The organism is Mucilaginibacter celer, assembly GCF_003576455.2.
GTDB lineage: Bacteria > Bacteroidota > Bacteroidia > Sphingobacteriales > Sphingobacteriaceae > Mucilaginibacter > Mucilaginibacter celer.
In genome coordinates this window covers 2354814-2380477 of record NZ_CP032869.1, presented here as the reverse complement: position 1 = coordinate 2380477, position 25664 = coordinate 2354814, and the positions used below count along the sequence as shown (strand labels likewise).

Genomic DNA, 25664 nt, shown 5'->3' with positions numbered 1-25664 from the left:
TTACTATATCACTTTTAAAAAACTATACATTGTTAAACTAATTCACCCTCTCTGATCTTTGCAAAGGCCTGTTCAAAATCGGCCTTGATGTCATCAATATGTTCAATACCTACAGCAACACGTAATGATGTTGGCGTAACACCGGCAGATAATTGTTCCTCATCAGATAATTGCTGATGTGTTGTTGCCGATGGCTGAATGATCAGCGTTTTTGCATCGCCTACGTTGGCCAAATGGCTCACCAGTTTCAGGTTGTTGATCAACTGGCTGGCCTGTTGTTTATCACCTTTTATTTCGAATGATAAAACACCACCGAAACCATTTTTAAGGTATTTTTTAGCCAGATCATGGTATGGCGACGATTCCAGTCCCGGATAATTTACAGTAGCTACCTGTGGATGCTGCTCCAGCCATTTAGCCAATTGCAAAGCATTATCTACATGGCGCTGAACACGTAATGAAAGGGTTTCCAAACCCTGTATATTCAACCACGCGTTAAACGGCGATTGCGACGGACCGAAGTCCCTCAAACCTTCCACACGGGCGCGAATAATAAACTGAATATTTCCAAAAGGGCCACCGATGCCAAATACATCGTTAAATACGAGGCCGTGATAACCTTCGGATGGTTCGGTAAATTGCGGGAATTTACCATTGCCCCAGTTGTAATTACCGGCATCAATAATGGCTCCGCCTATACTGGTACCATGCCCACCAATCCATTTGGTAGTTGATTCAACAACCACGTTTGCACCATGCTCAATAGGGCGGAAGAGGTAGCCACCTGCGCCAAAAGTATTATCAACTATTAACGGCAGATCATGATTTTTGGCAACCGCGCTTATTTTTTCAAAATCGGCAATGGTAAAGCCCGGGTTGCCTATGGTTTCTAAATAAATGGCTTTGGTTTTATCGTTGATGAGCGCTTCAATGCTTTCGGCGGTGTCATCCTTGGCAAAACGCACTTCGATACCTAAACGTTTAAAGGCTACTTTAAACTGGTTGTAGGTACCACCATATAAAAACGGAGATGTAACAAAGTTATCGCCGGCCTGTAAAATATTATTCAGCGCTATAAACTGGGCCGCCTGGCCCGATGCGGTGGCTAAAGCCGCAACGCCGCCCTCTAAAGCCGCTATGCGTTTTTCAAACACATCGGTAGTAGGGTTCATGATCCGGGTATAAATATTGCCAAACTCTTTTAGGGCAAACAGGTTTGCGCCATGCTCGGCACTGTTAAATACGTACGAAGTTGTTTGGTAAAGCGGCACCGCGCGTGAACCTGTTGTTGGATCAACTTCCTGACCGGCATGTAATTGGAGTGTTTCGAATTTTAAGGCAGACATAGTTTTGTGATTTTTATGTGTTTAATTTAGATTTTGAATGTTAGATGGATTTTGACAAAGCCGGTTGTGAAATAACCGGTTTAACAATACACACCCTTTTCCGGAGATGGAAAAGAGACGTGTGCTAAGCATCAACAGCAGCAACAAATACAAATACAGCTAACGGGAGAGCTAATATATTGTACGTTACCGTTTAAGGTGTAAAAAGTGTTGCGTTGCGTAAATTTAATTAAACTTTTCATGGTTATAAATTTATATTCCCCGGTGTTATTTGCCGGGACAGGAATTGGCACCTTCTTCAACATTGAAGGGTTGCCAGCGGGTCATTGAGCCTGATCTCTCGCCGCTTCTTTATAAATCAAAACCCGAAACTATGTGCGGAGTAATGATCGACCTTGGTATCGCTACCAAATAATGTTGCGAATATAAGGGGTTATGGGGTAATGTACCAAATTTTATTTCAGAAAGGAGGTTAAAGGATAAAGGTCAAAGGCAAAAGGTTTTTTAAGACGAGTGTTTTAACCTCCTCAAATGCTTCTACCTTTCGCCTTTTACCTTTATCCTTTCGCCTTATTAAGCCAAAGCCTGCTCCAAATCGGCTATCAGATCATCAATATGCTCCAAACCAACCGAAACCCTCAACAGGTTGCGCGGTGTTTTGGTATCCGGCCCTTCAACGGTGGCGCGGTGTTCTATCAGGCTCTCTACACCGCCGAGGCTGGTAGCTTTGATAAACAGTTTTAGTTTATTGATGATGTTATGCGTATCGTTTTCATCGCCTTTAATAATAAAAGATAGCATCCCGCCAAAAGCCAGCATCTGATCTTTAGCTATTTCATGTTGCGGATGCGATGGCAGACCAGGATACATCACTTTCTCTACATTGGGATGCCGTTCAAGATATTCGGCCAATAGCTGCGCGTTCTGTACGTGCCCCTTTACACGGTAGGGCAAAGTTTTAATACTGCGCACCAAATAATAGCAATCCATAGGCGAGGGGATAGCACCACCCATTTCCTGCACCTGCCGAATTTTTGCCCACCAATCGCTCTTTTCGGCAGTAATTAAAGCACCGCCCATCAAATCGCTATGTCCGCCGAAGTATTTGGTGGCGGAGTGCATCACCATATCGGCACCCAGCTCAAGCGGGCGTTGGCAAATTGGGGTAGCAAATGTATTATCGCACAAAACTTTAATGCCGTTTGCTTTGGCTATTGTCACTACCTTTTTTATGTCGGTTATTTTAAGCAGCGGGTTTGACGGGGTTTCAATCCAGATGAGGCCGGTTTCGGGTTTGATATGCTGTTGTAAAACTTCTTCATCATTAACATCGATAAAATCGAACGTTAAAATACCTGCAAACAGATTTTTAAGTTGATTGCGCAGGCCATGGTACATATCATCAGGTGCGATAATATGCGTACCTGGCTTAAGCGATTGAAATACCGACATGCCCGCGGCATTGCCCGATGAAAATGATGCGGCTTCAGTACCGCCTTCCAGTTGTGCCAAAACACGCTCTAAAGCATGTCTGTTAGGGTTAGCCGACCTGCTGTAAATATAACCTGCCGGGAAACCGCCATCGTCGCCACGTTCAAAAGTGGTGGACATAATGATGGGTTGGATTACGGCCCTTGTTGCTTTATCAACATGGTTACCGGCGTGTATAGCTATAGTTTCAGTTTTCATGATATTTGCGCTTATCGCCCAAAGTAAAAAAGAATATTTGTGATTAGCTGTAGCGTTTTTTTATTTTTAACCGAATAGGATATAAAACCTCATCATTATGAAAAGAGCCTTTATACTCATCCTGTTTGTTATCGCCGGTTTATCAGCCTGTAAAAAAGATGCCAATGATACCGCTTACGATAAAAGCTATAAAGCATGGCAAAGCTTTAAGGCTGAGAGTAAAAACTCGTACACCTACACCGTAACTTCGGGGTCGGTATTTGGCTACGGATCCGAAACGAAGATCACCGTTCAAAATGGCAATGTGATAGCCCGCGACTATTATGCCTATAAATTAGAATACACATCTTCAACCACGCCTCCGATTAAAACCACAACCGAACAATGGCATGAAGATAAAGCATCATTAGGTCAACACAATTCGGGAGCTTCCTTACTTACCCTCGACCAGGTTTATCAAAAAGCCAAAAACGAATGGCTTGCCGTTAATAAAAAAGAAAACACCACCTACTTCGAGGCCAATAACAATGGTATGATCTCGGTGGCCACGCATGCAGCAATTGGTTGCCAGGACGATTGCTCGATAGGCATCCACATCAGCGAGATCAAGGCTCTGTAACCTTATTGTAATTTTGGCCGATATATGTTATAACGCACATTAGTATTGTGCTTTTTAGTACATTTGGCGGAAATTTATAATGATGCAAAATTCAGATAATTTACAGTTTTTACTTAACAATCCGAATTTATCTGCTGACTTAAAGCACATTGCCCAAAAGGTACTAAATAAACAACGCATCACTTTTGATGAAGGCGTTTTGCTTTATGAGCAGGGCGAGCTTGGATATCTCGGCACTTTAGCCAACCATATCCGCCAGGAGCGCCACGGCGACAAAACTTATTTCAACCGTAATTTTCATATCGAGCCAACCAATCTTTGCGTTTACGATTGCAAATTTTGCTCGTACTCACGCCTGCTGAAACAAAAATCGGAAGGGTGGGAGTATACCATGGATGAGATGTTTGATATGGTAACCAAATACGATGGCGAACCGGTTACCGAAGTACACATTGTGGGCGGCGTATTGCCTCAATATGATGTGCCTTTTTACCAGCAATTATTCGCTCGTATCCGTGCCCACAGGCCCGAGCTGCATATCAAGGCGCTTACCCCGGTTGAATACCACTACATTTTCAAAAAAGCTAAGATCGACTATGCTACAGGCATGCGCCTGATGCAGGAAGCCGGTCTGGATTCAATCCCAGGCGGCGGTGCCGAGATCTTCGACCCGGAGATCAGGGATCAAATCTCTAAAGATAAATGTACTGCCGATCAATGGCTGGCAATTCATGAGGAGTGGCACAAATTAGGCGGCCGTTCAAACGCTACTATGCTTTACGGACACATTGAAGAGTTTAAGCACCGTATTGATCACATGGAACGCCTACGCCAGTTACAGGATAAAACAGGCGGTTTCCAAACTTTCATTCCGCTTAAATTCAGGAATAAAGACAACCAGATGTCGCATGTGCCGGAAGTTTCGGTTATTGAGGATCTGCGTAACTACGCTGTAGCACGTATTTACCTGGATAACTTTGATCACATCAAAGCTTATTGGGCCATGATCAGCCGTACTACCGCACAGCTTTCGCTTAATTTTGGCGTGGATGATATTGATGGTACTTTAGATGATACCACCAAAATTTACTCGATGGCAGGCGCCGAGGAGCAACATCCCGGCATGAGCACCAAGCAATTGGTTGAGTTAATTAAACATGTAGGCCGCCAACCAATTGAGCGCGACACCTTATATAATGTAGTAACTGATTACACTAATTTTGAGTTTGAGAACGAACCCAAGCCTCAATATTATAAGTTACCGGTAATTAATTAATCAAAAAGCCGAAGGCTCAAAGCTTAAAGCAAATAAATAAGCTTAAAGCAAAAGGCCAAAAGCTTAAAGCAAAAAAAGATAAGATATACAAGCAAGAAAGCTTTAAGCCTTCGGCTTTTAGCTTTCAGCTCAAAATATGAAAACCTTATACATAGTACGCCACGGGCAAACGGAATTTAATAAGTTGGGCATTATTCAAGGTCGTGGAGTTAATACCGACCTGAATGATGAAGGCCGCAAACAGGCCTGCCAATTTTTTGAGGCTTATAAAGCAGTTCCGTTTGATAAGATTTACATTTCGGCACTGAAGCGTACCCAGCAAAGTATCCAGCCTTTTATTGATCTCGGTATCCCGTTCGAAAAACTTTCGGGTTTGGATGAGTTAGCCTGGGGAGTGCATGAAGGGCAGGCTCCTACCGCCGACAACAAAGCAGCTTTTTTGCAAATTATGCGCGATTGGCTGGATGGCAAACTGGATAGCAAATTTGAAGGCGGCGAAAGCCCACTGGAGGTGGAGAAACGCCAGCGCGAAGCTTTGGAGGTGATCATGAGCCACCCCGAAGAAAAAACGGTATTGATTTGTATGCATGGCCGTGCTATGCGTTTACTGCTTTGCATCCTTACAGGTAAACCACTATCCGAAATGGATAGCTTCCCGCACCAAAACCTGGTACTTTATAAGGTAACCTACAATGGCGAAAAATTCGAGATCATCGATTTTAACAACGCCGAACATTTAAAACATTCCGAAGAACAGAAATAGCTATTGTGAATAAGATCAGAATATCAGCGGTAAGCTACACTAATACCAAACCCTTTTTATACGGCATCCAACATACCGACATTATTAACAAGATCGACCTGAGCCTCGATATGCCGGCCGATTGTGCGCAGAAACTCATTGATGATGTGGTTGATATCGGCCTCATCCCAGTAGCGGCAACGTTAAGCCTCCCTCAATGGGAAATAGTATCCGACTATTGTATCGGTGCCATTGGCGCAGTTAATTCGGTATTCATCTTCAGTAATTGTGATATTAAAGATGTAAAAACCATCCAGCTTGATCCGCAGTCGCGCTCATCAAATAACCTGGCCCGTGTGTTGATGAAAAATCACTGGCAGGTAAACCCGGAGCAGATCGTTAACGCGCCGGATTATTCGCTCTCAACCGATGAACATACTGCCTTTGTACAAATAGGCGACCGCACTTTCGGCAAAAAAGATCAATACAAATACGTTTATGACCTTGCCGAAGAATGGCAAAAAATGACCGGCCTGCCATTCACCTTTGCCGCCTGGATAGCCAATAAGCCGATACCGCAGGAGTTTATGGATGAGTTTAATCAGGCGCTTAAATATGGGCTGGATCATCGTGAGGATTTGTTTAAGGAAATGGATATGCGCGATGATTTTGATTTGGTTGATTATTTGATGGTGAAAATTGATTATGATTTGACTGAGGATAAGAAGAAAGCATTGTATATGTTTTTGGATTATATCAAGGCGTTATAGTTTTAAATCTTAAACTAATAAAACTCCGCCACGTCATTGCGAGGAACGAAGCAATCCCCAATAGGCAGAGAGGCTAAGCAAGTCCGCCCTGTACAGTCGGGGATTGCTTCGTTCCTCGCAATGACGTTTTTTTCGTGCCACCCCCAAAAGCAATCTTCCGGCAATAAATACCAATTTAAATAGCAAATGCTATTTAAAATTCTATTTTTGTATCCACAAAAATAAAGTCACTTTGTAGGTGACCGGTTAAACGTAATTTTATAAATTAAAAATCATAGTTGTAGATGATTAACATTACACTTCCTGATGGTTCCGTTCGTCAGTATGACAAGGGAATCACTTCCGCTCAGATCGCTCTATCGATCTCTGAAGGATTAGCACGTAACGTATTAGCGGCCGAAGTTGACGGCCAGGTTTGGGATGCAAGTCGCCCTATTGAACAGGACGCGCATGTAAAACTACTAACCTGGAACGATGCCGACGGCAAATCAACATTCTGGCATTCATCGGCCCACTTAATGGCTGAGGCCTTGGAAGCCCTGTATCCGGGTACTAAATTCGGTATCGGCCCGGCAATTGAAACCGGTTTTTATTACGATGTTGATTTTGGCGACAAGGTTTTATCTTCTGACGAGTTTAAGCAGATAGAAGATAAGATGATCGAGTTGGCTAAAACCAAAGAAGAATTTATCCGCAAGCCGGTTAGTAAAGCCAACGCGATTGAATATTTCACCGAAAAAGGCGATGAGTATAAGCTGGACCTGATCAAAGATCTGCCAGATGGTGCCATCACTTTTTATTCGCAAGGTAATTTTACCGATTTGTGCCGTGGCCCGCATATCCCTAACACAGGTTTTATTAAAGCGGTTAAACTGATGAGTGTTGCCGGTGCCTACTGGCGCGGCGATGAAACACGCAAGCAGTTAACCCGTATTTACGGCGTTACTTTCCCTAAAGCCAGCGAGCTGACTGAATACCTGCACATGATCGAAGAAGCTAAAAAGCGCGATCACCGTAAGTTGGGTAAAGAGTTGGAACTGTTCGCATTTTCGGAAAAAGTGGGTATGGGCTTACCATTGTGGTTGCCAAAAGGAACTGCACTGCGCGAGCGTTTGGTTACTTTTTTACAAAAAGCACAGGTTAAAGCCGGTTATGAGCAGGTAATTACTCCGCATATCGGTCATAAAAATCTGTATGTAACTTCGGGCCACTATGAAAAATATGGTGCCGATTCGTTTCAACCGATCAAAACACCGCAGGAGGGAGAGGAGTTTTTCCTGAAACCGATGAACTGCCCGCACCATTGCGAAATCTATAAAACAAAACCACGCTCGTACAAAGACCTTCCGGTTCGTTTTGCTGAGTTTGGTACTGTATACCGTTACGAGCAAAGCGGCGAGTTGCACGGCTTAACCCGTGTACGTGGCTTTACTCAGGATGATGCGCACTTATTCTGCCGCCCGGACCAGGTAAAGGATGAGTTTAAAAAAGTGATCGACCTGGTTTTGTATGTATTTAAGGCATTAGGCTTTGATAACTACATTGCGCAGGTATCATTACGCGATCCTGAAAACCGCGCCAAATATATCGGTACAGATGAAAACTGGGCTTTAGCCGAGAACGCGATTATTGAAGCCGCTGCCGAAAAAGGCTTGCCAACCGTGGTTGAATACGGTGAAGCAGCGTTTTACGGTCCGAAGCTGGACTTCATGGTGAAAGATGCTTTAGGCCGTAAATGGCAGTTAGGCACTATCCAGGTTGATTATAACTTGCCAGAGCGCTTTGAGTTGGAATACACTGGTAGCGATAATATGAAGCACCGCCCGGTAATGATCCACAGGGCACCGTTTGGTTCGATGGAGCGCTTTATCGCGGTATTGATTGAGCATTGTGCCGGTAATTTCCCGCTTTGGTTATCTCCTGAGCAGTTCATTATCCTGCCTATATCAGAAAAATATGAAGAATATGCAAAAAAACTTTCTGATATATTAAAAGATTCCGATATTTGCGGGCTAATTGACTTTAGGGACGAAAAAATTGGACGTAAAATCCGCGACGCTGAAGTTAAAAAAATCCCTTATATGCTGATTGTGGGTGAAAAAGAAGCTGCCGAAGGGCTGGTTTCTGTCCGTAAACACGGCGCCGGCGATTTGGGAAGTATGAGCATTGAAGAATTTAAAGAACAAATAACAAAAGAAATAACAGTATAACTTGGCATTAAACAAACCTTTCAATAGAGGACCAAGGCTTCCTTTTAAGAAAAAAGAAGCTGAACACAACATTAACCAATTCATTAGGGCTCAGGAAGTTCGCCTTGTAGGTGATAACGTTGAGCAGGGCGTATACTCATTAAGGGATGCGCTGGCAATTGCCGCCGATCTTGAACTGGACCTGGTTGAAATATCTCCAAACGCAGTACCTCCCGTTTGTAAAGTAACTGATTACAATAAGTTTATTTACGAGCAAAAGAAAAAGCTTAAAGAGATTAAAAGCAATGCCAAGCAAACGGTTATTAAGGAGATCCGTTTCGGACCGAACACTGATGATCATGACTTTGAGTTTAAACTGAAGCATGCCATCAAGTTCCTTGAATCGGGCGAAAAGGTAAGGGCTTACGTACACTTTAAAGGCCGTGCTATTGTTTACAAAGAACAAGGCGAGATCCTGTTACTTCGTTTCGCTCAGGCGTTGGAAGAGGTAGGTAAAGTAGAGCAATTACCTAAGCTTGAAGGAAAAAGGATGTTTTTAACCCTTGCTCCTAAAGCAGCTAAGAAATAGATTTATATGTGCAGATGTGCAGATTAAAAATGTGCAGATGCCGGAAAGTAAAACGTTGAGAAACGTTGATTATCTAAACACAAATAAAATAGAGTTATGCCAAAAATGAAAACCAATTCCAGTGCAAAAAAGCGCTTTAAGCTTACTGGAACCGGTAAAATCGCAAGAAAAAACGCATACAAAAGCCACATCTTAACCAAGATGTCTACAAAACGTAAGCGTGCCCTTGGTCACACCAGCTTAGTATCTGATGCTGATATGGGTAACGTAAAACGTATGCTTTGTATCGGAAAGTAATTCACATTTTTTAAAAACCAGGTATTAGAGTTTTAAGTCCGGCAGTCAAGATGCAGGCACTCACTACCAAAAAACACACAAGATGCCACGTTCAGTTAACGCAGTAGCGTCGAGAAGACGCAGGAAAAGGATCATGAACCTCGCCAAAGGTTATTGGGGTTCACGTAGCAAGGTTTATACCATTGCAAAAAACACAGTTGAAAAAGGTTTACAGTACGCTTACCGCGACCGTAAAACCAAAAAGAGAGAATTCAGAGCTTTATGGATCCAACGTATCAACGCTGGTGCCCGTCAGCACGGAATTTCTTACTCTCAGTTAATGGGTAAATTAGCTGCTAAAGAAATCGGTTTAAACCGTAAGGTATTAGCTGATTTAGCAATGAACAACCCGGATGCTTTCAAAGCAGTTGTTGATGCAGTAAAATAAATATCGTTTAGATAATATCCAAAAAGGGCCGCTTTTAGCGGCCTTTTTTAGTTTGTGGAGATTATTTGGGTTGATTGAAACCGTTATTGTGAATAGAGTGCTTTTATCTATTCAATAATAATCACTTCAGCAAACTCATCCGCATCATTATTAATATCCATGTATTGCTTAAAGTTCTGGATATCCTTATCAACCATATTTTTAAATACCGGATTAAGCACTTTAGCTATTCCGGCGCCAATGCCGCCTGCAGGTGGTTGATAGCTGATCACCACATCAACAACAGTTCCGGTGCCATCAACAGTATCCTGGAAACGGATTTTACCCGCATTATTGATCATAGAATCGGGCAGGGAGCTCCAGCCGATCATTTCATTAGGTTCATCATGCACAATTTCTGCATGCCAACTTACCGTGGCTACGTTTTGTGGCAGCTTTAATACCCAATAGGAGTATTTGGCATCTATTACCTCCACACTTTCCAGGTGTTTCATAAACAGCGGCAGGTTATCCAGTTTACGCCAAAACTGGTAAACCTTTTCTCTTGGCTTATCAACGGTGAATGATGAGCGGATATTAATATTGATGGGATTGGTTGATAGTTTACCAATGCGTTTATACAGTTCGCAATGGCCGGTTATGCCACGGTTTAAAAGGTAGCCGCCAGCGCCAATCTTTACAATGCTCGCGAATGGGTTACTGAAAATGTTTTTAAAGCCTGAAAAGCCTATTTTCATCCCCCCGGCAATGGAGGTAAGGCGCTCGGGCCAGTTCAGATTTATGCGGTCGTCGCCGTACAGCACGGGGTAATTATCGGTATATTTTACTATTGTAGTTGCCATAGGTTTTTAAACTTTATGTTTTTTAAACACCATAGCTTGTGGTAAAGTTTTGTTTAAGTGAATTTTATTGCTTTTTAGTACAAGTGCAACTCCTTGCATCGACGGTTCCTGCTACAGTTTTGTGGTTCTGCTTTACTTACATTACTTTTACGGCGCTTTAGGTTTCATTAAATAGTGTAAATGAATTAAAAGGGAATACAGTGTAAATCTGTAACTGTCCCGCAGCTGTAAGCTCTGTAACTGTTACCAAATCTGTAAGGTCACTTTCTGTAAAGCAGGAGGGAAGGCCGGGGAAACGGGGAGTAAGTCAGAAGACCTGCCAAAGCATTATATATTATTCAAGGCTTTCGGGGATTGAAGCTTGAATGCGAGTGCCATCCGTTAGCGCATTTTCATTTTCTTCATTTCCGTGTTTGCCGCTTTAAAACGCATTTATTTCAATCAATAAATACTACATGGAAAAAAGTTACCTGAAATTTTTATTTGGTTTAGCATTGTTGCCTTTTGCTACGTTTGATACCGTGCATGCACAGGATACTACCAAAACATTAAATACGGTTGTGGTTACCGCTACCCGCTCGCCTAAAAAACTATCAGATATTGGCAGGGTAGTTACTGTTATTTCCTCTGCCCAGATTAACCAGTCGCAAGGTAAATCATTGCCTCAATTACTAAATAACGTTGCCGGCGTTACATTTTCGGGCGCTAACAACGCGCCGGGGATAGCTACTTCGGTTTACCTGCGTGGCGCTTCAACCGGTAACACATTAATTTTGGTTGATGGTTTCCCGGTAAACAATGCTTCAAGTATTGATGGTAGTTATGATCTGAATGCTTTTTCGTTGGATTTGATAGATCATATTGAAATACTGAAAGGCAGTGGTTCTTCGCTATACGGATCGGACGCAGTAGCCGGCGTGATCAATATCATCACAAAAAAAGCAAAAGCGCAGGGTATAACCGGAAGCTTAATGTTTACCGGCGGCAGCTATAATACTTTTAAGGAAGCTGCATCGGTAAGCGGAAAAGTAAAAAATACAGCCCTTGCAGTTAACGTTTCAAATACAGATTCGAAGGGATTCTCGGCGGCCACAGATAAATCAGGCAACAACGCATTTAAAAAAGATGGTTTTCATCAGCGTTCGGCAAGTGTAAACCTTAGCCAGTATTTGTCGCAAAAATTTATCATCAACGGCAACTTTCAGGCAAGCCGCAATACCGGCGATTTGCCTTATGGTGCTTTTGCAGGGGACAACGACTATACTTATAAAAACACGTTTGTATTTGGCGGTATTGGCGCGAAGTTGATTTTACCAAAAGGCGATTTGAACGTAAACGTATCACAAAATACAGTTCAAAATAACTTTACCAACCTGCCATCTGATAACGACAGCACGCACCAGGTAACTAAAAATACCGGCCGAATAACTAACGCCGAGGCAGTGTTCAATTATCAGCCTAACAAATACCTTGATATTACAAGTGGTGCTGCCTTCAAATACAGCAATACCAGCCAGTACAGCCTTTACGAAGCCACAGGCTATTCGGCACCAGCCAGTGTTATAAAGGCCGGTGATACGCCTACCAATATTTTCAGCGCCTACACCTCGTTGTTTTTCAAGTACGATATATTCCACCTGGAATTAGGGGGCAGGTATAATCACCATAGCAGATATGGCGATAAATTTACCTATACGGTAAACCCTTCCCTGTTCCTGGCCGATCAATTTAAGATATTCGGTACTATTGCCTCTGCATTTAAATCGCCATCGCTTTATCAACTGTATTCTGAATATGGAAACCAGAAGCTAAACCCGGAGATCACCACATCTTACGAGGCCGGATTTGATTGGGAAATTCTGAAAAACCAACTTTCGTTTAACACGCAGTTTTTTAAGCGCAATACCAAAGGCGTAATTTACTTTTTTTCTGAATCAGCGCCGCCGTATAGCTCGTTTTACAAGAACGGGCAGTTGCAAAAAGATAAAGGTTTCGAATCTGAATTAAAATATCACGCAAACAAACTCAACGCCTCGGCTTACTTTGCTTACGTAACCGGCAAGCTTACTGATGAAGCGGGTAAGGAAACCAACAATCTATACCGCCGACCAAAAAGCACCTTCGGTGCCAATGTAAGCTACCAGGTTTTAACTGATTTTTTGTTTGGTATCAATTATAAATACACAGGCAATCGCACCGACCAGGATTTTTCCGGCTATCCAACAAAGGTTGTTACTTTAAAGCACTACAACCTGGTTGATGTGCACCTTGAATACAACGCAACAAAAAATCTAAATGTTTTTGGCGATCTGAACAACGTTTTCGATACCAAATACGTAGATTGGTTAGGATATAATACCCGCGGCATTAATTTTATGCTGGGTGCCAGGTACCAATTTAGATAGCAGGTTTATATTATCCGGATTTATAAGTAATTTTACCGCATGACCACTAAAGATAACAACACACGTAATTTGTTTTTGATAGCAATGATTATAGTAGCGGCCATTTTCAGGGTGCTTGCCGTTTACATTCCGGCTTTGAGTAATTTTACCCCGGTAGGTGCTGTCGCGCTGTTTGGCGGAGTTTACTTTAAGGAAAAATGGAAAGGCTATGTGGTAGTGCTTGCCACCTTGTTTTTTACCGATATCCTGATCAATTACTTACGTACATCAACAGTTACATTAGGTTACACCGTAACTTTTTGGGTTTATATAAGCTTTATATTGATGGTAACGGTTGGTAGTTTAATTAAAAAAGTAAATGTGCAAAACATATTGCTTGCCTCAACTGCCCCGGTGCTTATCCACTGGTTACTTACCGATTTTCCGGGCGATCTGTATCCGCATACGCTTGCCGGCTACGGCCAATCGTTAGTAGCAGCTATTCCGTTTGAATATAATCTTATTTACGGTACGCTTGTATTTAGCACTATACTATTTGGCGGCTTTGAGCTGGCCAAACGCAAATACACTTTTCTGCAGGATAAAAAGCAATTGGCTTTATAATATAAAAGCATTTAAATTTAAAGCGGATTGTTGAAAGGCGATCCGCTTTTTTTGTGACCTTATGGTCTTTATCTACTTAAAATAATCATGAAAAATATAGTAGTGCTAACCGGCGCAGGTATCAGTGCCGAAAGCGGTTTAAAAACATTCAGGGATAGCGACGGGCTTTGGGAAGGCTATAATATTGAAGATGTAGCCACACCCCAGGCCTGGGAATGGAACCCGGTAATGGTGCAGCAGTTTTACAACGAGCGCCGCAAAAATGTGCTTGAGGCAAAACCCAATGCTGCTCACTATGCGCTCGCAGCGTTGGAGGAAAAGCACCGGGTTACTATCGTTACTCAAAATATTGATGATTTGCACGAGCGTGCAGGCTCAACAAACGTGGTTCACCTCCACGGTATTATCACCCGTTCGCAATCGAGTATCAACCCGGAGCTTACTTACCCTATTGACGGCTGGGAGCTTAAAATGGGCGAGAAGTGCGAATTGGGTTCGCAGCTGCGCGCGCATGTGGTTTGGTTTGGCGAGCCTGTGCCGATGATTGAGCGGGCAGCAATGATTTGCGCCGGCGCTGATATTTTTATTTTAGTGGGCTCGTCGCTTGCTGTTTATCCGGCAGCAGGTTTAATCAGCTATGTAGATCAGGAGGTGCCGAAATATATTATCGATCCGAAAATCCCAACAGTAAATGTACGCGGCCAGGTAATTAAAATAGAGGAGAAGGCTTCAGTGGGCGTACCTGCACTTGTTAATCAATTATTAAACGGGCAGCCAAATTAAATCACCTAAAATTGAAATGTATCTTCAACTGGAGCGGCGGTAAGGATAGCGCCCTTGCCCTGTACTACTGCCTGCAAAATCCTGATCTCGAAATTGCCTATCTCGTAACTACCATTAATGATGCTGCCGACCGGATCTCGATGCACGGCGTGCGTACGGAATTGCTTATTGACCAAGCCGAAAGCATAGGGATACCGCTATACCAGATCCGCCTGCCCGAAATGCCGGGGATGAAGGAATACGATGAGGTGATGCAATACCACCTGTTGCATCTTAAAAGCGAAGGCATTACCCATTCCATATTCGGCGATATATTTTTGCAGGACCTGAAAAATTACCGGGATGCCCGGCTGAGCGAGGTTGGTATGCAAGGCCTATACCCCTTATGGAAACGCGATACCCGCGAACTGATCACTGAATTTCTTGAACTCGGTTTCGGTACTGTAATAGCCTGCACCCAACAACGAATAGAGCGGATAGTAGGGCGGGAGATCAGCCTGGAGTTGATCGATTCTTTGCCGGACGATATTGATGTTTGTGGCGAGAACGGCGAATTCCATACATTCACTTTTAAAGGCCCGATCTTCAAAAAAGCCATAGTTTATAAAACCGGCGATAAAGTTTTTAAAGAATACAAAGCACCTAAAAATACCGATGATTCCTGCGTTTCTTCAGTTGATGAAAAACCAGCCGGTTTTTGGTATTGCGATCTTTTGCCGGCTTAATTTAGCGTTTATTTGGCCAAAATAGTTGCAGAATATAATTTTGTTGTTGTTTTTAAATTGTTATTATACAGTTATTTACAAGATCTTTATAAAGATTTTATTTAGATATAAATAGCATCTATCCAACGTTAGGCGCTACCAAGCAAAGTTTAACCAAATTTAATTCTGTTTTAGAGCCTCATTCACTATAAACAATTGATAGTCAAACATTAACGATAGACCATCTTAATAATTGTATCTAAAGTAAGCGTCTTTATAATCGTTGCGCATCTCAATAAACCGGGCAGCTATCTTTTTCAGAAATTCATCGTCCAATAGTTCAAAAACACTGTTAACGCCATCGGTTAAATCTATTTCGGGGATCTTGTAGCTTTGTTCAAGTGAGCCCTGTTCAGCCTTTACAATAAATTTATTGTTCATGTTCAGGATGGATATTTTAAAATCGGGATGGGGGAGTTCGGCAATAATTCTCATGTTGTTTTATTATTTAGTAAACCCTTTAAAGGGTCGGTTCCGTTTAGCGTTCCAAAGCTTGCCAAAGGTTTAAACCGGGCAAACAGTTCTTCACTGTACCAGTTTTCGTTTCGTGTTTTTTTAATTACTTCTGCATGTTCGGGACTCTGGTAGGCAAACGCCTTTACATCATCGGTACTTTTCCAAACTGAAAAAGTTGCCTGCCTGTAAACAGGAGCTTCGCCTATTCCAAACGATGTTACATAACCTGGTGCATTAGCCATCATGCCGGCCACAGCATCTACATTGGCCCAAAAGTTTTTAAGACGGTTAAACCTGATGGTAGCCCGGGTAAGTACGGCCACCGGGCCGCTGATGCCGTTGGCAGAGCTTTTCCCGAAAGGTTCCCGGCCGCTCCATTGGCCGTGGCTTTGTAGTGGTTCGCAAAGTATAGTCCAGCGTTCCTTGCATAACAATCTCCACCATGATGATACAAATGAGCGTTTGTAAAACCGATCAAAGTGCTCCTGGCTTTCCCAGCAAGCCATCAGGCCCCATTGCTGCCAGTCGGGTTTCAGATCGAAAGTGCCGTTTTTTCCCGAACCGAGGAGTTTATAAAAGCTGCATCCTTTCTGCAGCATCATAGGCAACCGGTGCAAGGCCATAGCCAACAGGGCGAAGGGAATAAAAAGCTTGCGGTAGCGGACTATAGTAAGGCTAACGATCATATAAATGCGAATTAAAAAATTTAATATGATATTAGCCTTATTTACTTTCGATACCACATTGTTAAGTTTGCACCATGGCAGAAGATTTAAAAATAACCACATCAACCGATAAAGCCGAGCAGTACACTACGCTGATCCCCCAAATAGAAGCTTTGCTTTACGGTGAGCCCGATTTAGTGGCGAACCTTGCAAACGTAGCGGCAGCTTTAAAGGAGCAGTTTAAATGGTTTTGGGTTGGTTTTTACCTGGTAAAAAACAGCGAACTTGTTTTAGGTCCTTTCCAGGGGCCGGTAGCCTGTACCCGCATTGGCCTGGGCAAAGGTGTTTGCGGAGCCGCCTGGCAGCAGGCTAAAACTTTCGTGGTGCCTGATGTAGAAGCTTTTCCGGGGCACATCGCTTGCAGTTCACTTTCCCGTTCGGAGATTGTGGTACCCGTATTTAAAAACAATGAGGTTGTGGCGGTATTGGACGTAGATAGCGAATTGCTGGATCAGTTTAACGAAACCGATGCACAGTACCTGGAGCAGATAGTTAAACTGGTTAATTTTTAATGAGCAGAATCTACCTGATAGCGGGCCTTGGCGCCGATACCCGTGTTTACAATAACATCAACCTGAATGATGAACATGAGGTAATCCCTTTAGATTGGGTTGAGCCCGACGACTTAAACGACACTTTAGCTACTTGTGCCCAAAGGCTTATATTTCAATACAATATCAAACCAAATTCGGTATTGATAGGTAATTCTTTGGGTGGTATTATCGCGGTTGAAGTGGCCAAATTTATGCCGGTTGAGAAAGTGATCCTGATCTCGAGCATCAAAACAAGCGATGAGGCTCCCTGGTATTTTAAATTTTTTCGAACCCTGCCGGTTTATAAGCTTATGCCAGGCAGCCTGTTTAATTCGATGGGCGGAATGGTAAAACCTGTGTTTGGCCATATGAGCGATGAAGATGCCTGGTTGTTTGGTGATATGCTCAAAAAATCGTCGCCTGTGTTTATGAAGTGGGCCATGTATGCTATCCTGCACTGGCAAAATGACGTTATTCCACCCAACCTGTATCACATTACCGGTGATAAAGATCTCGTTTTTGATTATAAGCGGATAAAAGGTGCAACCATAGTAAAAGGCGGTACCCATATCATGATATTTGATAAGGCCAAAGAAATCAACAAACTATTGAAAGGAATTTTGAAGAAATGAAGCTGCCCGAAAGTTATTATTTAGGCAATGATGTGGTGGCTATCAGCAAAGACCTGATTGGCAAGTATTTATTTACCCGCATTGACGGTATAACTACCGGCGGATATATTGTTGAAACAGAGGCTTATAATGGCGCTATCGACCGGGCTTCACACGCTTATGGCAATCGTAACACGCCGCGAACCAGTATCATGTTTAAACAGGGCGGCATCACTTACATTTACCTATGCTATGGTATTCATGAAATGTTTAATATCGTAACCTCTGTAGAGGGGCACCCCCAGGCTATCCTGATCAGGGCTATTCAGCCAACTGATGGGATAGAGGCCATGCAAATACGGCGCAATATGCCGGTGCTTAAACCCAACATAACCAAAGGTCCCGGATCTGTTGCGAAAGCTTTAGGTATTTCCCGTAAAATCAACGCTATCAGCCTGCAAAGCGATACCATATGGATTGAAGACAGAGGGCTGTGTTTTCCGGATGAGCAAATCGCCGACGGCCCGCGCATAGGTGTGGCTTATGCTAAGGAAGACGCGTTTTTACCGTATCGTTTTTATGTAAAAGGCAATATTTACGTAAGCAAGCCCAATAAATAAGCTTTTGAATTTGTAATATTGGGCAATGAATTATCAAAATAATTTAGAGTTTGCCAAACAGCAGGATCAACTCGATCCGCTTAAAAATTTCAGGAATCAGTTTCTTATCCCCCGGCATAAAGGCGAAGACGTGGTTTATCTCTGCGGAAATTCGCTCGGGTTACAACCCATTACTGCGCAACAGTACTTAAATGACCAGTTGAACAATTGGAAAAACCTTGCTGTTGAAGGCTGGTTTCAGGGAGATGATCCCTGGCTGGATTACCACAAATCACTTTCGGGTTCGATAGCCAGAATTGTTGGCGCGCAGGAAAACGAGGTTGCTGTAATGAATTCACTTACAGTAAACCTTCATTTACTGATGGTAAGCTTTTATAAACCAGATAACAAAAGATTTAAAATTATCATGGAGGGAGGCGCTTTTCCCTCAGATCAATATGCCATGGAGAGCCAGGTGAAGTACCACGGCTTCGATCCTAAGGATGCGATAATTGAGATTTTTCCACGGGAAGGCGAGTTTACATTACGCACGGAAGATATCATCAGCACAATCCACCAAAACCAAAATGAACTGGCTTTGGTACTGTTTGGCGGAATTAATTATTACACCGGTCAGTTTTTTGATCTGAAAGCCATAACCGACGCCGCACACCAGGCCGGAGCTTATTCAGGTTTTGATTTGGCCCATGCAGCGGGCAATGTGCCGCTAAAACTTCACGAATGGGGTGCCGATTTTGCCTGCTGGTGCTCGTACAAGTACATGAATTCGGGCCCCGGCGGCATCAGCGGTATTTTTGTACACGAAAAGCATTTCACCGATGGGCAGCTTAATCGCTTTGCAGGCTGGTGGGGATACCGGCAGGATAATCGTTTTTTGATGGCTCCCGGCTTCGATCCTGCTCATGGTGCCAATGGCTGGCAGGTAAGCACCAGTCCTATTTTGCTTTTGGCGCTATTTAAAGCCTCTATGGCGATTTTTGATACCGCGGGCGATATAAGTATCCTCCGAAGAAAAAGCGAGTCTCTAACGGGCTATTTGGAGTTTTTAATAAATGATATTAATACAAACCAAAACGAGGAAGTTTTCAAGATTATCACTCCTGCCGCTCCGGAAACCCGTGGCTGCCAGCTCTCGGTGGTTTGCAAGCGGAACGCAAAGGCTACTTTTAACTTTCTTGCCGAAAATGGCGTGATAGGAGACTGGCGCGAACCCGATGTTATCCGCTTAAGCCCGGTGCCGCTGTACAATACTTTCGAAGATGTTTACAAGACGGCTGCGTTATTAGCCACTTCAATTACTACTTTATAAAAATATCATAACATGGTGTATTACAATCCAAAAGAGTGGTTTTTCTCGATTTTTAAAATAAACAGGGCCGATACTTTACGGGAGCTCTTTCCGCTTATCGTAGCCGTAAGTGCCTATGCAGGTCTGGTTACTTATCTGTTGATCGACGTTTGGGAGCTGCCCGATACCAGCCTGCTGAAAAAGGTGAGTTTTATACATCAAACCATCGGCTTTGTGTTTTCATTGCTGCTGGCTTTCCGTATCAACTCGGCTTATGACCGGTGGTGGGAAGGGCGAAAGATTTGGGGGAGCCTGGTAAACAACAGTCGTAACTTTGCTATTAAGTTAAAGCATTTGGTTAGCGAGCAGGATCTGGCTTTCTTTAAGTTTGCCATTCCGTTTTACGCCCGGTCGCTAAAAAATCATTTGCGCGACGAGTATGTGCATGAAGAACAGCAGTTTGTTTCTATCGATTCAACTAAGCATGTGCCAAACCAGATAGCATCTGCCATGATCGAAAAAGTTTATAAACTAAACCGGGAAGGCGTGATAAACCCTGAGCAATTGTTTAGTATAACTACCGAAATAACTTCTTTTACAGATAATTGCGGCGCCTGCGAGCGAATCAAAAAAACGCCCATTCCGTTCTCGTATAATGTTTTTATCAAGAAATTTATCTTCACTTATATCATGACCCTGCCTTTTACCTGGGCTTTTGAACTTAAGTATCTCATTGTACCCATCATCGGTTTTGTGCTTTTTGTATTCGCAAGTATCGAGATCCTGGCCGAGGAGATTGAAGATCCGTTTGGTCGCGATGCGAACGATTTGCCGCTGGAGGGAATTTGCGATACCATCAGAAAAAACGTTGAGGAACTATAAGGTAACAGATGCTTAAAATTGCTTACGACCCGATTTATGCTCATCCTTTACCTGAGGGTCATCGCTTCCCGATGTTAAAGTATGAGTTGATTCCGGGGCAATTGCTGCATGAAGGGATAATTACGCCGGCCAATCTGTTTTCACCGGGATTACCGGATGAAGATCTTATCACTCAAACGCATGATGTTGCTTACTGGCATCAATTACGTGATTTAACGCTGCCCGATAAAGAACAACGCCGAACAGGCTTCCCGTTATCGGCAAGGCTTATTGAGCGTGAAATGAGGATAGCCAAAGGCACAATCGATGGCTGCAGGTTTGCATCCGAAAGCGGGGTAGCATTCAATGTAGCCGGCGGCACTCACCATGCAGGCAGCAACTGGGGCGAAGGATTCTGTTTACTTAACGACCAGGCTATAGCTGCTAACTATTTATTAAATAATAGCTTATCTAAATCTATCTTAATAATTGATTTAGATGTGCACCAGGGAAATGGCACTGCAGAGATCTTTGAAAAAGAGCCCAGGGTATTTACATTTTCAATGCATGGAGCCAATAATTTTCCATATCGTAAAGAACGATCAAATTTGGATATCCCTTTGCAGGATGGTGTTTCGGACGACGAGTACCTCGGTATTCTTGTTAAAACTTTACCTCAGTTAATAGCAAACCGTAAACCTGATTTTATTTTTTACCTATCCGGTGTGGATATTTTAGCCACAGATAAACTCGGCAAACTTGCATTAAGCAAGGAAGCTTGTAAAGCCCGCGATCAGTTTGTTTTTGAACAATGCATAAAATACAGCATTCCGGTGCAGGTAAGCATGGGTGGGGGATACTCGCCCGATATTAGGGATATTGTGGAGGCGCATTGCAACACCTTTAAGGTTGCTGTTGATTTGTATTTTTAACCGGCAACTAATTTTGGTTCTTCGTCGGGTTTACAGGTTTTACTGATGATATTGAACCGGATAAACAGCAACACCGAGGCCGTTGCCAACCCCAACACCAACCCATACCAAACACCGTTAATACCCCAATGAAGTGTAATACCCAGCAGGTAACCAATAGGCAAGCCAATCACCCAATACGCTAAAAAGGTGATGAGGGTTGGAATGTTAACGTCGCCCATACCACGAAGTACACCCAAGCCAACAACCTGTGCGCCATCAAATAACTGAAAGAATGCAACAATGATAAGTAATTGTACTGCAATGCTTATTACCTCCTTATCAGAAGTATAAATCCAGGGCAGATATTCCCGGAAAAAAGTAAACATCAGCGCCGTAATGCTCATAAAAATTAATACAATATGGTAGTTGGCAATTGCGGAGTAGCGTAATTCCTCACGTTTGCCTGCTCCGAAATAATTTCCCGATTTGATAGCAGCTGCAGCAGAAACACCACTTGCCGTCATGTACGTCATAGACGCCAGGTTGATGGCTACTTGATGTGCAGCTTGCTGCACAAGCCCGATGGTACCGACCAGAATGGCGGCCCCGCCAAAGGCACTTATTTCAAAAACGTATTGCAAGGCCACGGGTGCACCAATTTTCATAATCTGTAAACCCCTCATCTGATCGATGTTTTTAAGGGCAAAATCATACAAGTATTCTTTAAAGTTCTTTGATCTCAAAACATAAATTGTCATCACGGTAGCCATCACGCAACGGTCTATCAGCGTGCTGTAACCAACGCCCTTTATTCCCATTGGATGGATGCCGAACATCCCTTTAACAAAAATAATCCCAAGGCAAATATTGAGCACATTGCCCCAGATGGATATCATCATAGCCTGCCGGGTAAAGCCCAGGCCCTCGGCAAATTGTTTAAATGTATTAAATACCAAAAGCGGGATCAGCGACAAACTTAACAACAACAAATATGGCTTGGCTTCGGTTACCACCGCCGGCGACTGGTCAAGATGCCCGATGAGCAACATGGTGCCGAAATAAATTAATGCAAACAACGAGATGCCGCTAAGCATGTTCAAAAACAAACTATTTGAAAGCAGCATGCCGCATTCGCGCTTATCACCCCGGCCATTGTTCTGAGCAACAAGGGGAGTCAGACCATACGAAATCCCCATCCCAATTACCAACGGCACCATAAACAAACTGTTTACCAGCGCCACTGCCGCCAACGATGAAGTGCCCGCAAAATGACCTACAATAATTGTATCAGATGTTTGTACCAGGGTATGGCCCAGGTTTGAAAAAACAACCGGAATAGCCAGTTTCAAACTCTCGCTATAAAAAGGTTTATATTTCGAAAAGATGCCGGTCATTACATTTGGTGTGGGGCGCCAAAAGTAACAATTTGCCTGCTAACAAAAGTCAGCAGGCTGTATAATATTCTTCTTTCTCGGTGGTGTTGATTTTTATGATGCCCGAAAGAATTAAATCTACAAGCAAACCCTGGGCCCTTCGACGGCCAACTTTTAAAAGCTCTGCGCACTCTTTTATAGTAACGCGGCCAGCCTTTTCAAGGTGGCCTAACAAGGTACGTTCATTATCTGAGTATTCAATTAAAACGCCCTGATCATTTGATGAACGCTTTAGCACTTCCAGTACAATTTTGCTGGCTAATACACTTTTATCCTTCACGCGTACGTAAGCCCACCATTTGCCGTCTTCGGCTAAGGCGTAGTGAGGTTTAAGGTCGCTCGCGGCAATATCAACAAGCAGCACTACCTTATCATCAACATAAATCTCTTCAAATACAGGGTCGAGGGCCGGGCGCGAAAAAAGATGCGCGGCACGGGTGATCATGTACTTTTCTTCCTCTTCAGATTTTACACCTTTTATAGTGCCATCATCGGCAACACCGATCAATAATTTGCCGCCTTTATTGTTGGCGAATGATACCATGGTGCGGGCTATTTTTTCGCAGCTTGTAATTGTTTTTTTAAAGTCGAGCGTTACGCTTTCTCCTTCAAATATCAGCTTCCTTACATTGGTTTTGTTCATAGCCGTAGGGTTAAATTATTGAGGTTTGATGTATGGGGTATAAATCTCCATCCAGCTTTCGGGCTTGGCAAGCGGCGAAAAGCCAAACTGGTTGTACAAATTGTGCGCATCTGCCGTAGCGAGCGACCATCGCCTTAAACCTTTCAAATCGGGATGTTTGATGATAGTTTGCACCAGCCATTTTGATAAGCTTTTACCACGGTAGTCCGGCAAAACAAACACATCGCAGATATAGGCAAATGTGGCATTATCGGTAACCACGCGGGCAAAGCCTGCCTGCTGGTCGTTAAAATAAATTCCAAAACACATGGAGTTTTCAATGGCACGTGCCAATTTCTGACGGGGGATACCCTTGGCCCAGTACGAATCGTTATTCAAAAAATCATAAATAACATCAACATTGAGCAGGTTTTTATCGGTAGATATTTTAAAGCCTCGTTTTTCAAAGGCATCGTCATTCATGATCACTGTAGTCATCAGTAGCTATATATTAGTATCAATAAAGTTTAAGTTCCGCACGTACACCTCGTTCATCAGGGATACGCATATTTCGCCATCTTTATTGTAAATGTCAATAGGGAAGGTGCTAATAAATTTCCCGCTGGTATTTAAAATGGTTTCTGCATCGTCGATATCATTGTCGCTCAGGCTGATATTGAAAAATAAATTTGTAGTGGCCGGTTTGATATATTGTATCGATGCCGATTTTGACCATACCATCAGTTTATATCCCTTACCCGTAAAAATCTGGTGAAAGAGCAGGGGATAGAAAGGATCAGCAGCCGAGAAAAGCGTACCCCCGAAGATGCTATTATTGTAATTTTTATTCAGAAAACTTTTACGTATCCTTACTTCCACGCCACGGTATCCTTTTAAAAATTTAACAACCCAAATACGTTGAAAGAGGAGAGGGGGGTATAACCTCATCACCCATTTCAATAATCGTTCGGATACAACCATAACGCTTAAATATCAGAAAAAATGCCGGATTATGCCCGCCAATGTTAATCAAAACAGGCAATGTTAAAAAAAATACGGGCTTTTTAAACATTGGTTAAACAATAAGCTACCGGGAGGGTTTATAGTATGGTTCACAACATATTGATAATTAATTTTCTAAAACAAATAACTATGAAAAAGCAAATTTTAAGCTTCGCGCTTGTCGCGGCAATGATTGGTGGAATTGCTACGGGCTGCAGTTCTGAAAAAAAGGCAGGCGACGGATCTGATACCACCAAAATGGATACTGCAAGCCAAAGCACTCCGGCACCTGCAGCCACCGATACTGCTAAAAAAGACACAAGCAAAAAAGATACTACCAAAATGTAATCCGGATAGTATTTCCATAAAAAATCCCGTATCCATGTAGGTACGGGATTTTTTTATTTCGTCAAATGACGATTTAAAATGAAATGACGATTTAGAATGCCGTTTTTATAACGCCGCCGTCGGCACGCAAAGTAGCGCCATTAGTGGCTGCCGATAACGGGCTGGCTACATAAGTTACCAGGTTGGCAATTTCATCGGTTGTAATAAAGCGTTTTAACAACGATGTACCACGGATATTGGCGAAGAAATCTTTTTCAATTTCGCTTGTGGTAACGCCCTGGCCATCGGCTAAAGCCTGCACAAAATCGCCAACACCTTCAGACATTGTTGGACCTGGCAATACGGTGTTTACGGTTACGCCGGTGTTTGTGGTAAGTTCGGCAAGGCCACGTGCAACAGCAATTTGCGCAGTTTTGGTCATACCATAATGAATCATTTCTGTAGGGATCTGGTAAGCCGACTCGCTGGAAATGAAAATTATACGGCCCCAGTTTTTGGCCAGCATTTTATCAAAATATGCCCTTGATAAGCGTACACCGCTTAAAACGTTCACTTCGTAAAATTTAAACCAGTCCTCGTCGGTTATTGCGGCAAATTCTTTAGGTTCAAAAATGCCAACGTTGTTTACCAAAATGTCAACCTCCGGCAATTGCTCTGTTAGCGCAGATATCTGTGCAGTATTCGCAAAATCAGCCGCGATGCCTTTAATATTTTCATTTCCTGTTTCTTCAATCAGTTTCTTTGTGGCTTCATCAACCTTGGCCTGGCTGCGGCCATTTATATAAACGTTAACACCTTCGGTTGCTAATGATTTTGCAATAGCATATCCAATGCCGGCTGTTGATCCGGTAACGAGCGCGGTTTTGTTTTTTAAATTAAGATTCATGGTTTGTTTGTTTTTTGGTTTGGC

The 25664-nt window shown here is 43.0% G+C and carries 29 protein-coding genes and 2 riboswitches; of the genes, 19 read left to right on the top strand and 10 right to left on the bottom strand.

Features of this window, described 5'->3' with window-relative positions; translation table 11 throughout:
* Window positions 1-32: 32 nt before the first annotated feature.
* The gene (locus tag HYN43_RS09505; protein WP_119411471.1) at window positions 33-1346 is read right to left on the bottom strand and encodes an O-acetylhomoserine aminocarboxypropyltransferase/cysteine synthase family protein; all 1314 of its coding nucleotides are present in this window, start codon (window positions 1344-1346) and stop codon (window positions 33-35) included.
* Window positions 1347-1595: 249 nt separating this feature from the next.
* Window positions 1596-1706: riboswitch (SAM riboswitch) on the bottom strand.
* Window positions 1707-1919: 213 nt separating this feature from the next.
* The gene (locus HYN43_RS09500) at window positions 1920-3035 is read right to left on the bottom strand and encodes a trans-sulfuration enzyme family protein (RefSeq protein WP_119411470.1); all 1116 of its coding nucleotides are present in this window, start codon (window positions 3033-3035) and stop codon (window positions 1920-1922) included.
* Between the two features lie 97 nt (window positions 3036-3132).
* On the opposite strand from HYN43_RS09500, the gene HYN43_RS09495 reads away from it, so the two are divergent.
* The 8 genes from HYN43_RS09495 (at window position 3133) to rplT (ending at window position 9944) form a co-directional block, all read left to right on the top strand.
* Entirely contained in the window at window positions 3133-3654 is a 522-nt protein-coding gene (locus tag HYN43_RS09495; RefSeq protein ID WP_119411469.1) for a hypothetical protein, read from the top strand.
* 82 nt (window positions 3655-3736) lie between these two features.
* Window positions 3737-4930 carry an aminofutalosine synthase MqnE gene (mqnE, locus tag HYN43_RS09490; RefSeq protein WP_119411468.1) on the top strand — a complete coding sequence of 398 codons (1194 nt, stop codon included), beginning with the start codon at window positions 3737-3739 and terminating at the stop codon, window positions 4928-4930.
* A 136-nt stretch (window positions 4931-5066) separates the two neighbouring features.
* Entirely contained in the window at window positions 5067-5693 is a 627-nt protein-coding gene (locus tag HYN43_RS09485; protein ID WP_119411467.1) for a histidine phosphatase family protein, read from the top strand.
* Window positions 5694-5698: 5 nt separating this feature from the next.
* Window positions 5699-6442, top strand: a complete 744-nt coding sequence (locus HYN43_RS09480; RefSeq protein ID WP_119411466.1) for a menaquinone biosynthetic enzyme MqnA/MqnD family protein — start codon at window positions 5699-5701, stop codon at window positions 6440-6442.
* A 284-nt stretch (window positions 6443-6726) separates the two neighbouring features.
* The gene (thrS, locus tag HYN43_RS09475) at window positions 6727-8652 is read left to right on the top strand and encodes a threonine--tRNA ligase (RefSeq protein ID WP_119411465.1); all 1926 of its coding nucleotides are present in this window, start codon (window positions 6727-6729) and stop codon (window positions 8650-8652) included.
* Window position 8653: 1 nt separating this feature from the next.
* On the top strand, window positions 8654-9220 hold the full coding sequence (infC, locus tag HYN43_RS09470) for a translation initiation factor IF-3 (RefSeq protein ID WP_109607271.1): 567 nt from the start codon (window positions 8654-8656) through the stop codon (window positions 9218-9220).
* Between the two features lie 96 nt (window positions 9221-9316).
* Window positions 9317-9517: a 50S ribosomal protein L35 gene (gene rpmI, locus HYN43_RS09465; protein WP_022829872.1), complete on the top strand. Its 201-nt coding sequence runs from the start codon at window positions 9317-9319 to the stop codon at window positions 9515-9517.
* Between the two features lie 82 nt (window positions 9518-9599).
* Entirely contained in the window at window positions 9600-9944 is a 345-nt protein-coding gene (gene rplT, locus HYN43_RS09460) for a 50S ribosomal protein L20 (protein ID WP_022829871.1), read from the top strand.
* Between the two features lie 107 nt (window positions 9945-10051).
* Here the strand turns inward: rplT and HYN43_RS09455 are convergent, their stop codons facing one another.
* Window positions 10052-10786, bottom strand: coding sequence for an SRPBCC family protein (locus tag HYN43_RS09455; protein WP_119411464.1), 735 nt, complete (start codon window positions 10784-10786; stop codon window positions 10052-10054).
* 141 nt (window positions 10787-10927) lie between these two features.
* Window positions 10928-11124: riboswitch (cobalamin riboswitch) on the top strand.
* 117 nt (window positions 11125-11241) lie between these two features.
* Between HYN43_RS09455 and HYN43_RS09450 the strand changes: the two genes are divergently transcribed.
* From HYN43_RS09450 to HYN43_RS09435, 4 genes are all read left to right on the top strand, one after another.
* Entirely contained in the window at window positions 11242-13191 is a 1950-nt protein-coding gene (locus HYN43_RS09450) for a TonB-dependent receptor plug domain-containing protein (protein WP_119411463.1), read from the top strand.
* Between the two features lie 39 nt (window positions 13192-13230).
* On the top strand, window positions 13231-13794 hold the full coding sequence (locus HYN43_RS09445) for a DUF6580 family putative transport protein (protein ID WP_119411462.1): 564 nt from the start codon (window positions 13231-13233) through the stop codon (window positions 13792-13794).
* Between the two features lie 87 nt (window positions 13795-13881).
* Window positions 13882-14577, top strand: coding sequence for an SIR2 family NAD-dependent protein deacylase (locus HYN43_RS09440; RefSeq protein ID WP_119411461.1), 696 nt, complete (start codon window positions 13882-13884; stop codon window positions 14575-14577).
* An 11-nt stretch (window positions 14578-14588) separates the two neighbouring features.
* Window positions 14589-15302, top strand: a complete 714-nt coding sequence (locus HYN43_RS09435) for a Dph6-related ATP pyrophosphatase (RefSeq protein WP_245447222.1) — start codon at window positions 14589-14591, stop codon at window positions 15300-15302.
* A 225-nt stretch (window positions 15303-15527) separates the two neighbouring features.
* On the opposite strand, the gene HYN43_RS09430 is transcribed toward HYN43_RS09435, so the two are convergent.
* Together HYN43_RS09430 and HYN43_RS09425 are read right to left on the bottom strand one after the other, a co-directional pair.
* Window positions 15528-15776 carry a hypothetical protein gene (locus tag HYN43_RS09430; protein WP_119411459.1) on the bottom strand — a complete coding sequence of 83 codons (249 nt, stop codon included), beginning with the start codon at window positions 15774-15776 and terminating at the stop codon, window positions 15528-15530.
* Entirely contained in the window at window positions 15773-16483 is a 711-nt protein-coding gene (locus tag HYN43_RS09425) for a DUF3291 domain-containing protein (RefSeq protein WP_119411674.1), read from the bottom strand. The genes HYN43_RS09430 and HYN43_RS09425 overlap by 4 nt, the downstream gene beginning before the upstream one ends.
* Window positions 16484-16557: 74 nt before the next feature.
* Between HYN43_RS09425 and HYN43_RS09420 the strand changes: the two genes are divergently transcribed.
* From HYN43_RS09420 to HYN43_RS09395, 6 genes are read left to right on the top strand one after another with little or no spacing between them, the layout of a single operon-like run.
* Window positions 16558-17034, top strand: coding sequence for a GAF domain-containing protein (locus tag HYN43_RS09420; RefSeq protein WP_119411458.1), 477 nt, complete (start codon window positions 16558-16560; stop codon window positions 17032-17034).
* The gene (locus tag HYN43_RS09415) at window positions 17034-17687 is read left to right on the top strand and encodes an alpha/beta hydrolase (RefSeq protein ID WP_119411457.1); all 654 of its coding nucleotides are present in this window, start codon (window positions 17034-17036) and stop codon (window positions 17685-17687) included. Before HYN43_RS09420 ends, HYN43_RS09415 begins: the two co-directional genes overlap by 1 nt.
* Window positions 17684-18286 carry a DNA-3-methyladenine glycosylase gene (locus HYN43_RS09410; RefSeq protein WP_119411456.1) on the top strand — a complete coding sequence of 201 codons (603 nt, stop codon included), beginning with the start codon at window positions 17684-17686 and terminating at the stop codon, window positions 18284-18286. The genes HYN43_RS09415 and HYN43_RS09410 overlap by 4 nt, the downstream gene beginning before the upstream one ends.
* Window positions 18287-18311: 25 nt before the next feature.
* On the top strand, window positions 18312-19595 hold the full coding sequence (gene kynU, locus HYN43_RS09405; protein ID WP_119411455.1) for a kynureninase: 1284 nt from the start codon (window positions 18312-18314) through the stop codon (window positions 19593-19595).
* Window positions 19596-19607: 12 nt separating this feature from the next.
* Entirely contained in the window at window positions 19608-20456 is an 849-nt protein-coding gene (locus HYN43_RS09400; RefSeq protein WP_119411454.1) for a bestrophin family protein, read from the top strand.
* 8 nt (window positions 20457-20464) lie between these two features.
* Window positions 20465-21367 carry a histone deacetylase family protein gene (locus HYN43_RS09395; protein ID WP_119411453.1) on the top strand — a complete coding sequence of 301 codons (903 nt, stop codon included), beginning with the start codon at window positions 20465-20467 and terminating at the stop codon, window positions 21365-21367.
* Here HYN43_RS09395 and HYN43_RS09390 read toward each other — a convergent pair.
* From HYN43_RS09390 to HYN43_RS09375, 4 genes are read right to left on the bottom strand one after another with little or no spacing between them, the layout of a single operon-like run.
* On the bottom strand, window positions 21364-22743 hold the full coding sequence (locus HYN43_RS09390; RefSeq protein WP_119411452.1) for an MATE family efflux transporter: 1380 nt from the start codon (window positions 22741-22743) through the stop codon (window positions 21364-21366). The two genes, HYN43_RS09395 and HYN43_RS09390, sit on opposite strands and share 4 nt — an antisense overlap.
* A gap of 49 nt (window positions 22744-22792) precedes the next feature.
* Window positions 22793-23425 (bottom strand): AlbA family DNA-binding domain-containing protein, encoded by a 633-nt coding sequence (locus tag HYN43_RS09385; RefSeq protein WP_119411451.1) that lies wholly within the window; start codon window positions 23423-23425, stop codon window positions 22793-22795.
* Between the two features lie 15 nt (window positions 23426-23440).
* The gene (locus HYN43_RS09380) at window positions 23441-23902 is read right to left on the bottom strand and encodes a GNAT family N-acetyltransferase (protein WP_119411450.1); all 462 of its coding nucleotides are present in this window, start codon (window positions 23900-23902) and stop codon (window positions 23441-23443) included.
* Window positions 23903-23908: 6 nt separating this feature from the next.
* Window positions 23909-24352 carry a DUF4442 domain-containing protein gene (locus tag HYN43_RS09375; protein WP_342633831.1) on the bottom strand — a complete coding sequence of 148 codons (444 nt, stop codon included), beginning with the start codon at window positions 24350-24352 and terminating at the stop codon, window positions 23909-23911.
* A 204-nt stretch (window positions 24353-24556) separates the two neighbouring features.
* On the opposite strand from HYN43_RS09375, the gene HYN43_RS30265 reads away from it, so the two are divergent.
* Entirely contained in the window at window positions 24557-24754 is a 198-nt protein-coding gene (locus HYN43_RS30265) for a hypothetical protein (RefSeq protein WP_162996396.1), read from the top strand.
* Window positions 24755-24845: 91 nt separating this feature from the next.
* Here HYN43_RS30265 and HYN43_RS09370 read toward each other — a convergent pair whose 3' ends face one another.
* Entirely contained in the window at window positions 24846-25640 is a 795-nt protein-coding gene (locus HYN43_RS09370) for an SDR family NAD(P)-dependent oxidoreductase (RefSeq protein ID WP_119411673.1), read from the bottom strand.
* Window positions 25641-25664 lie beyond the last annotated feature (24 nt).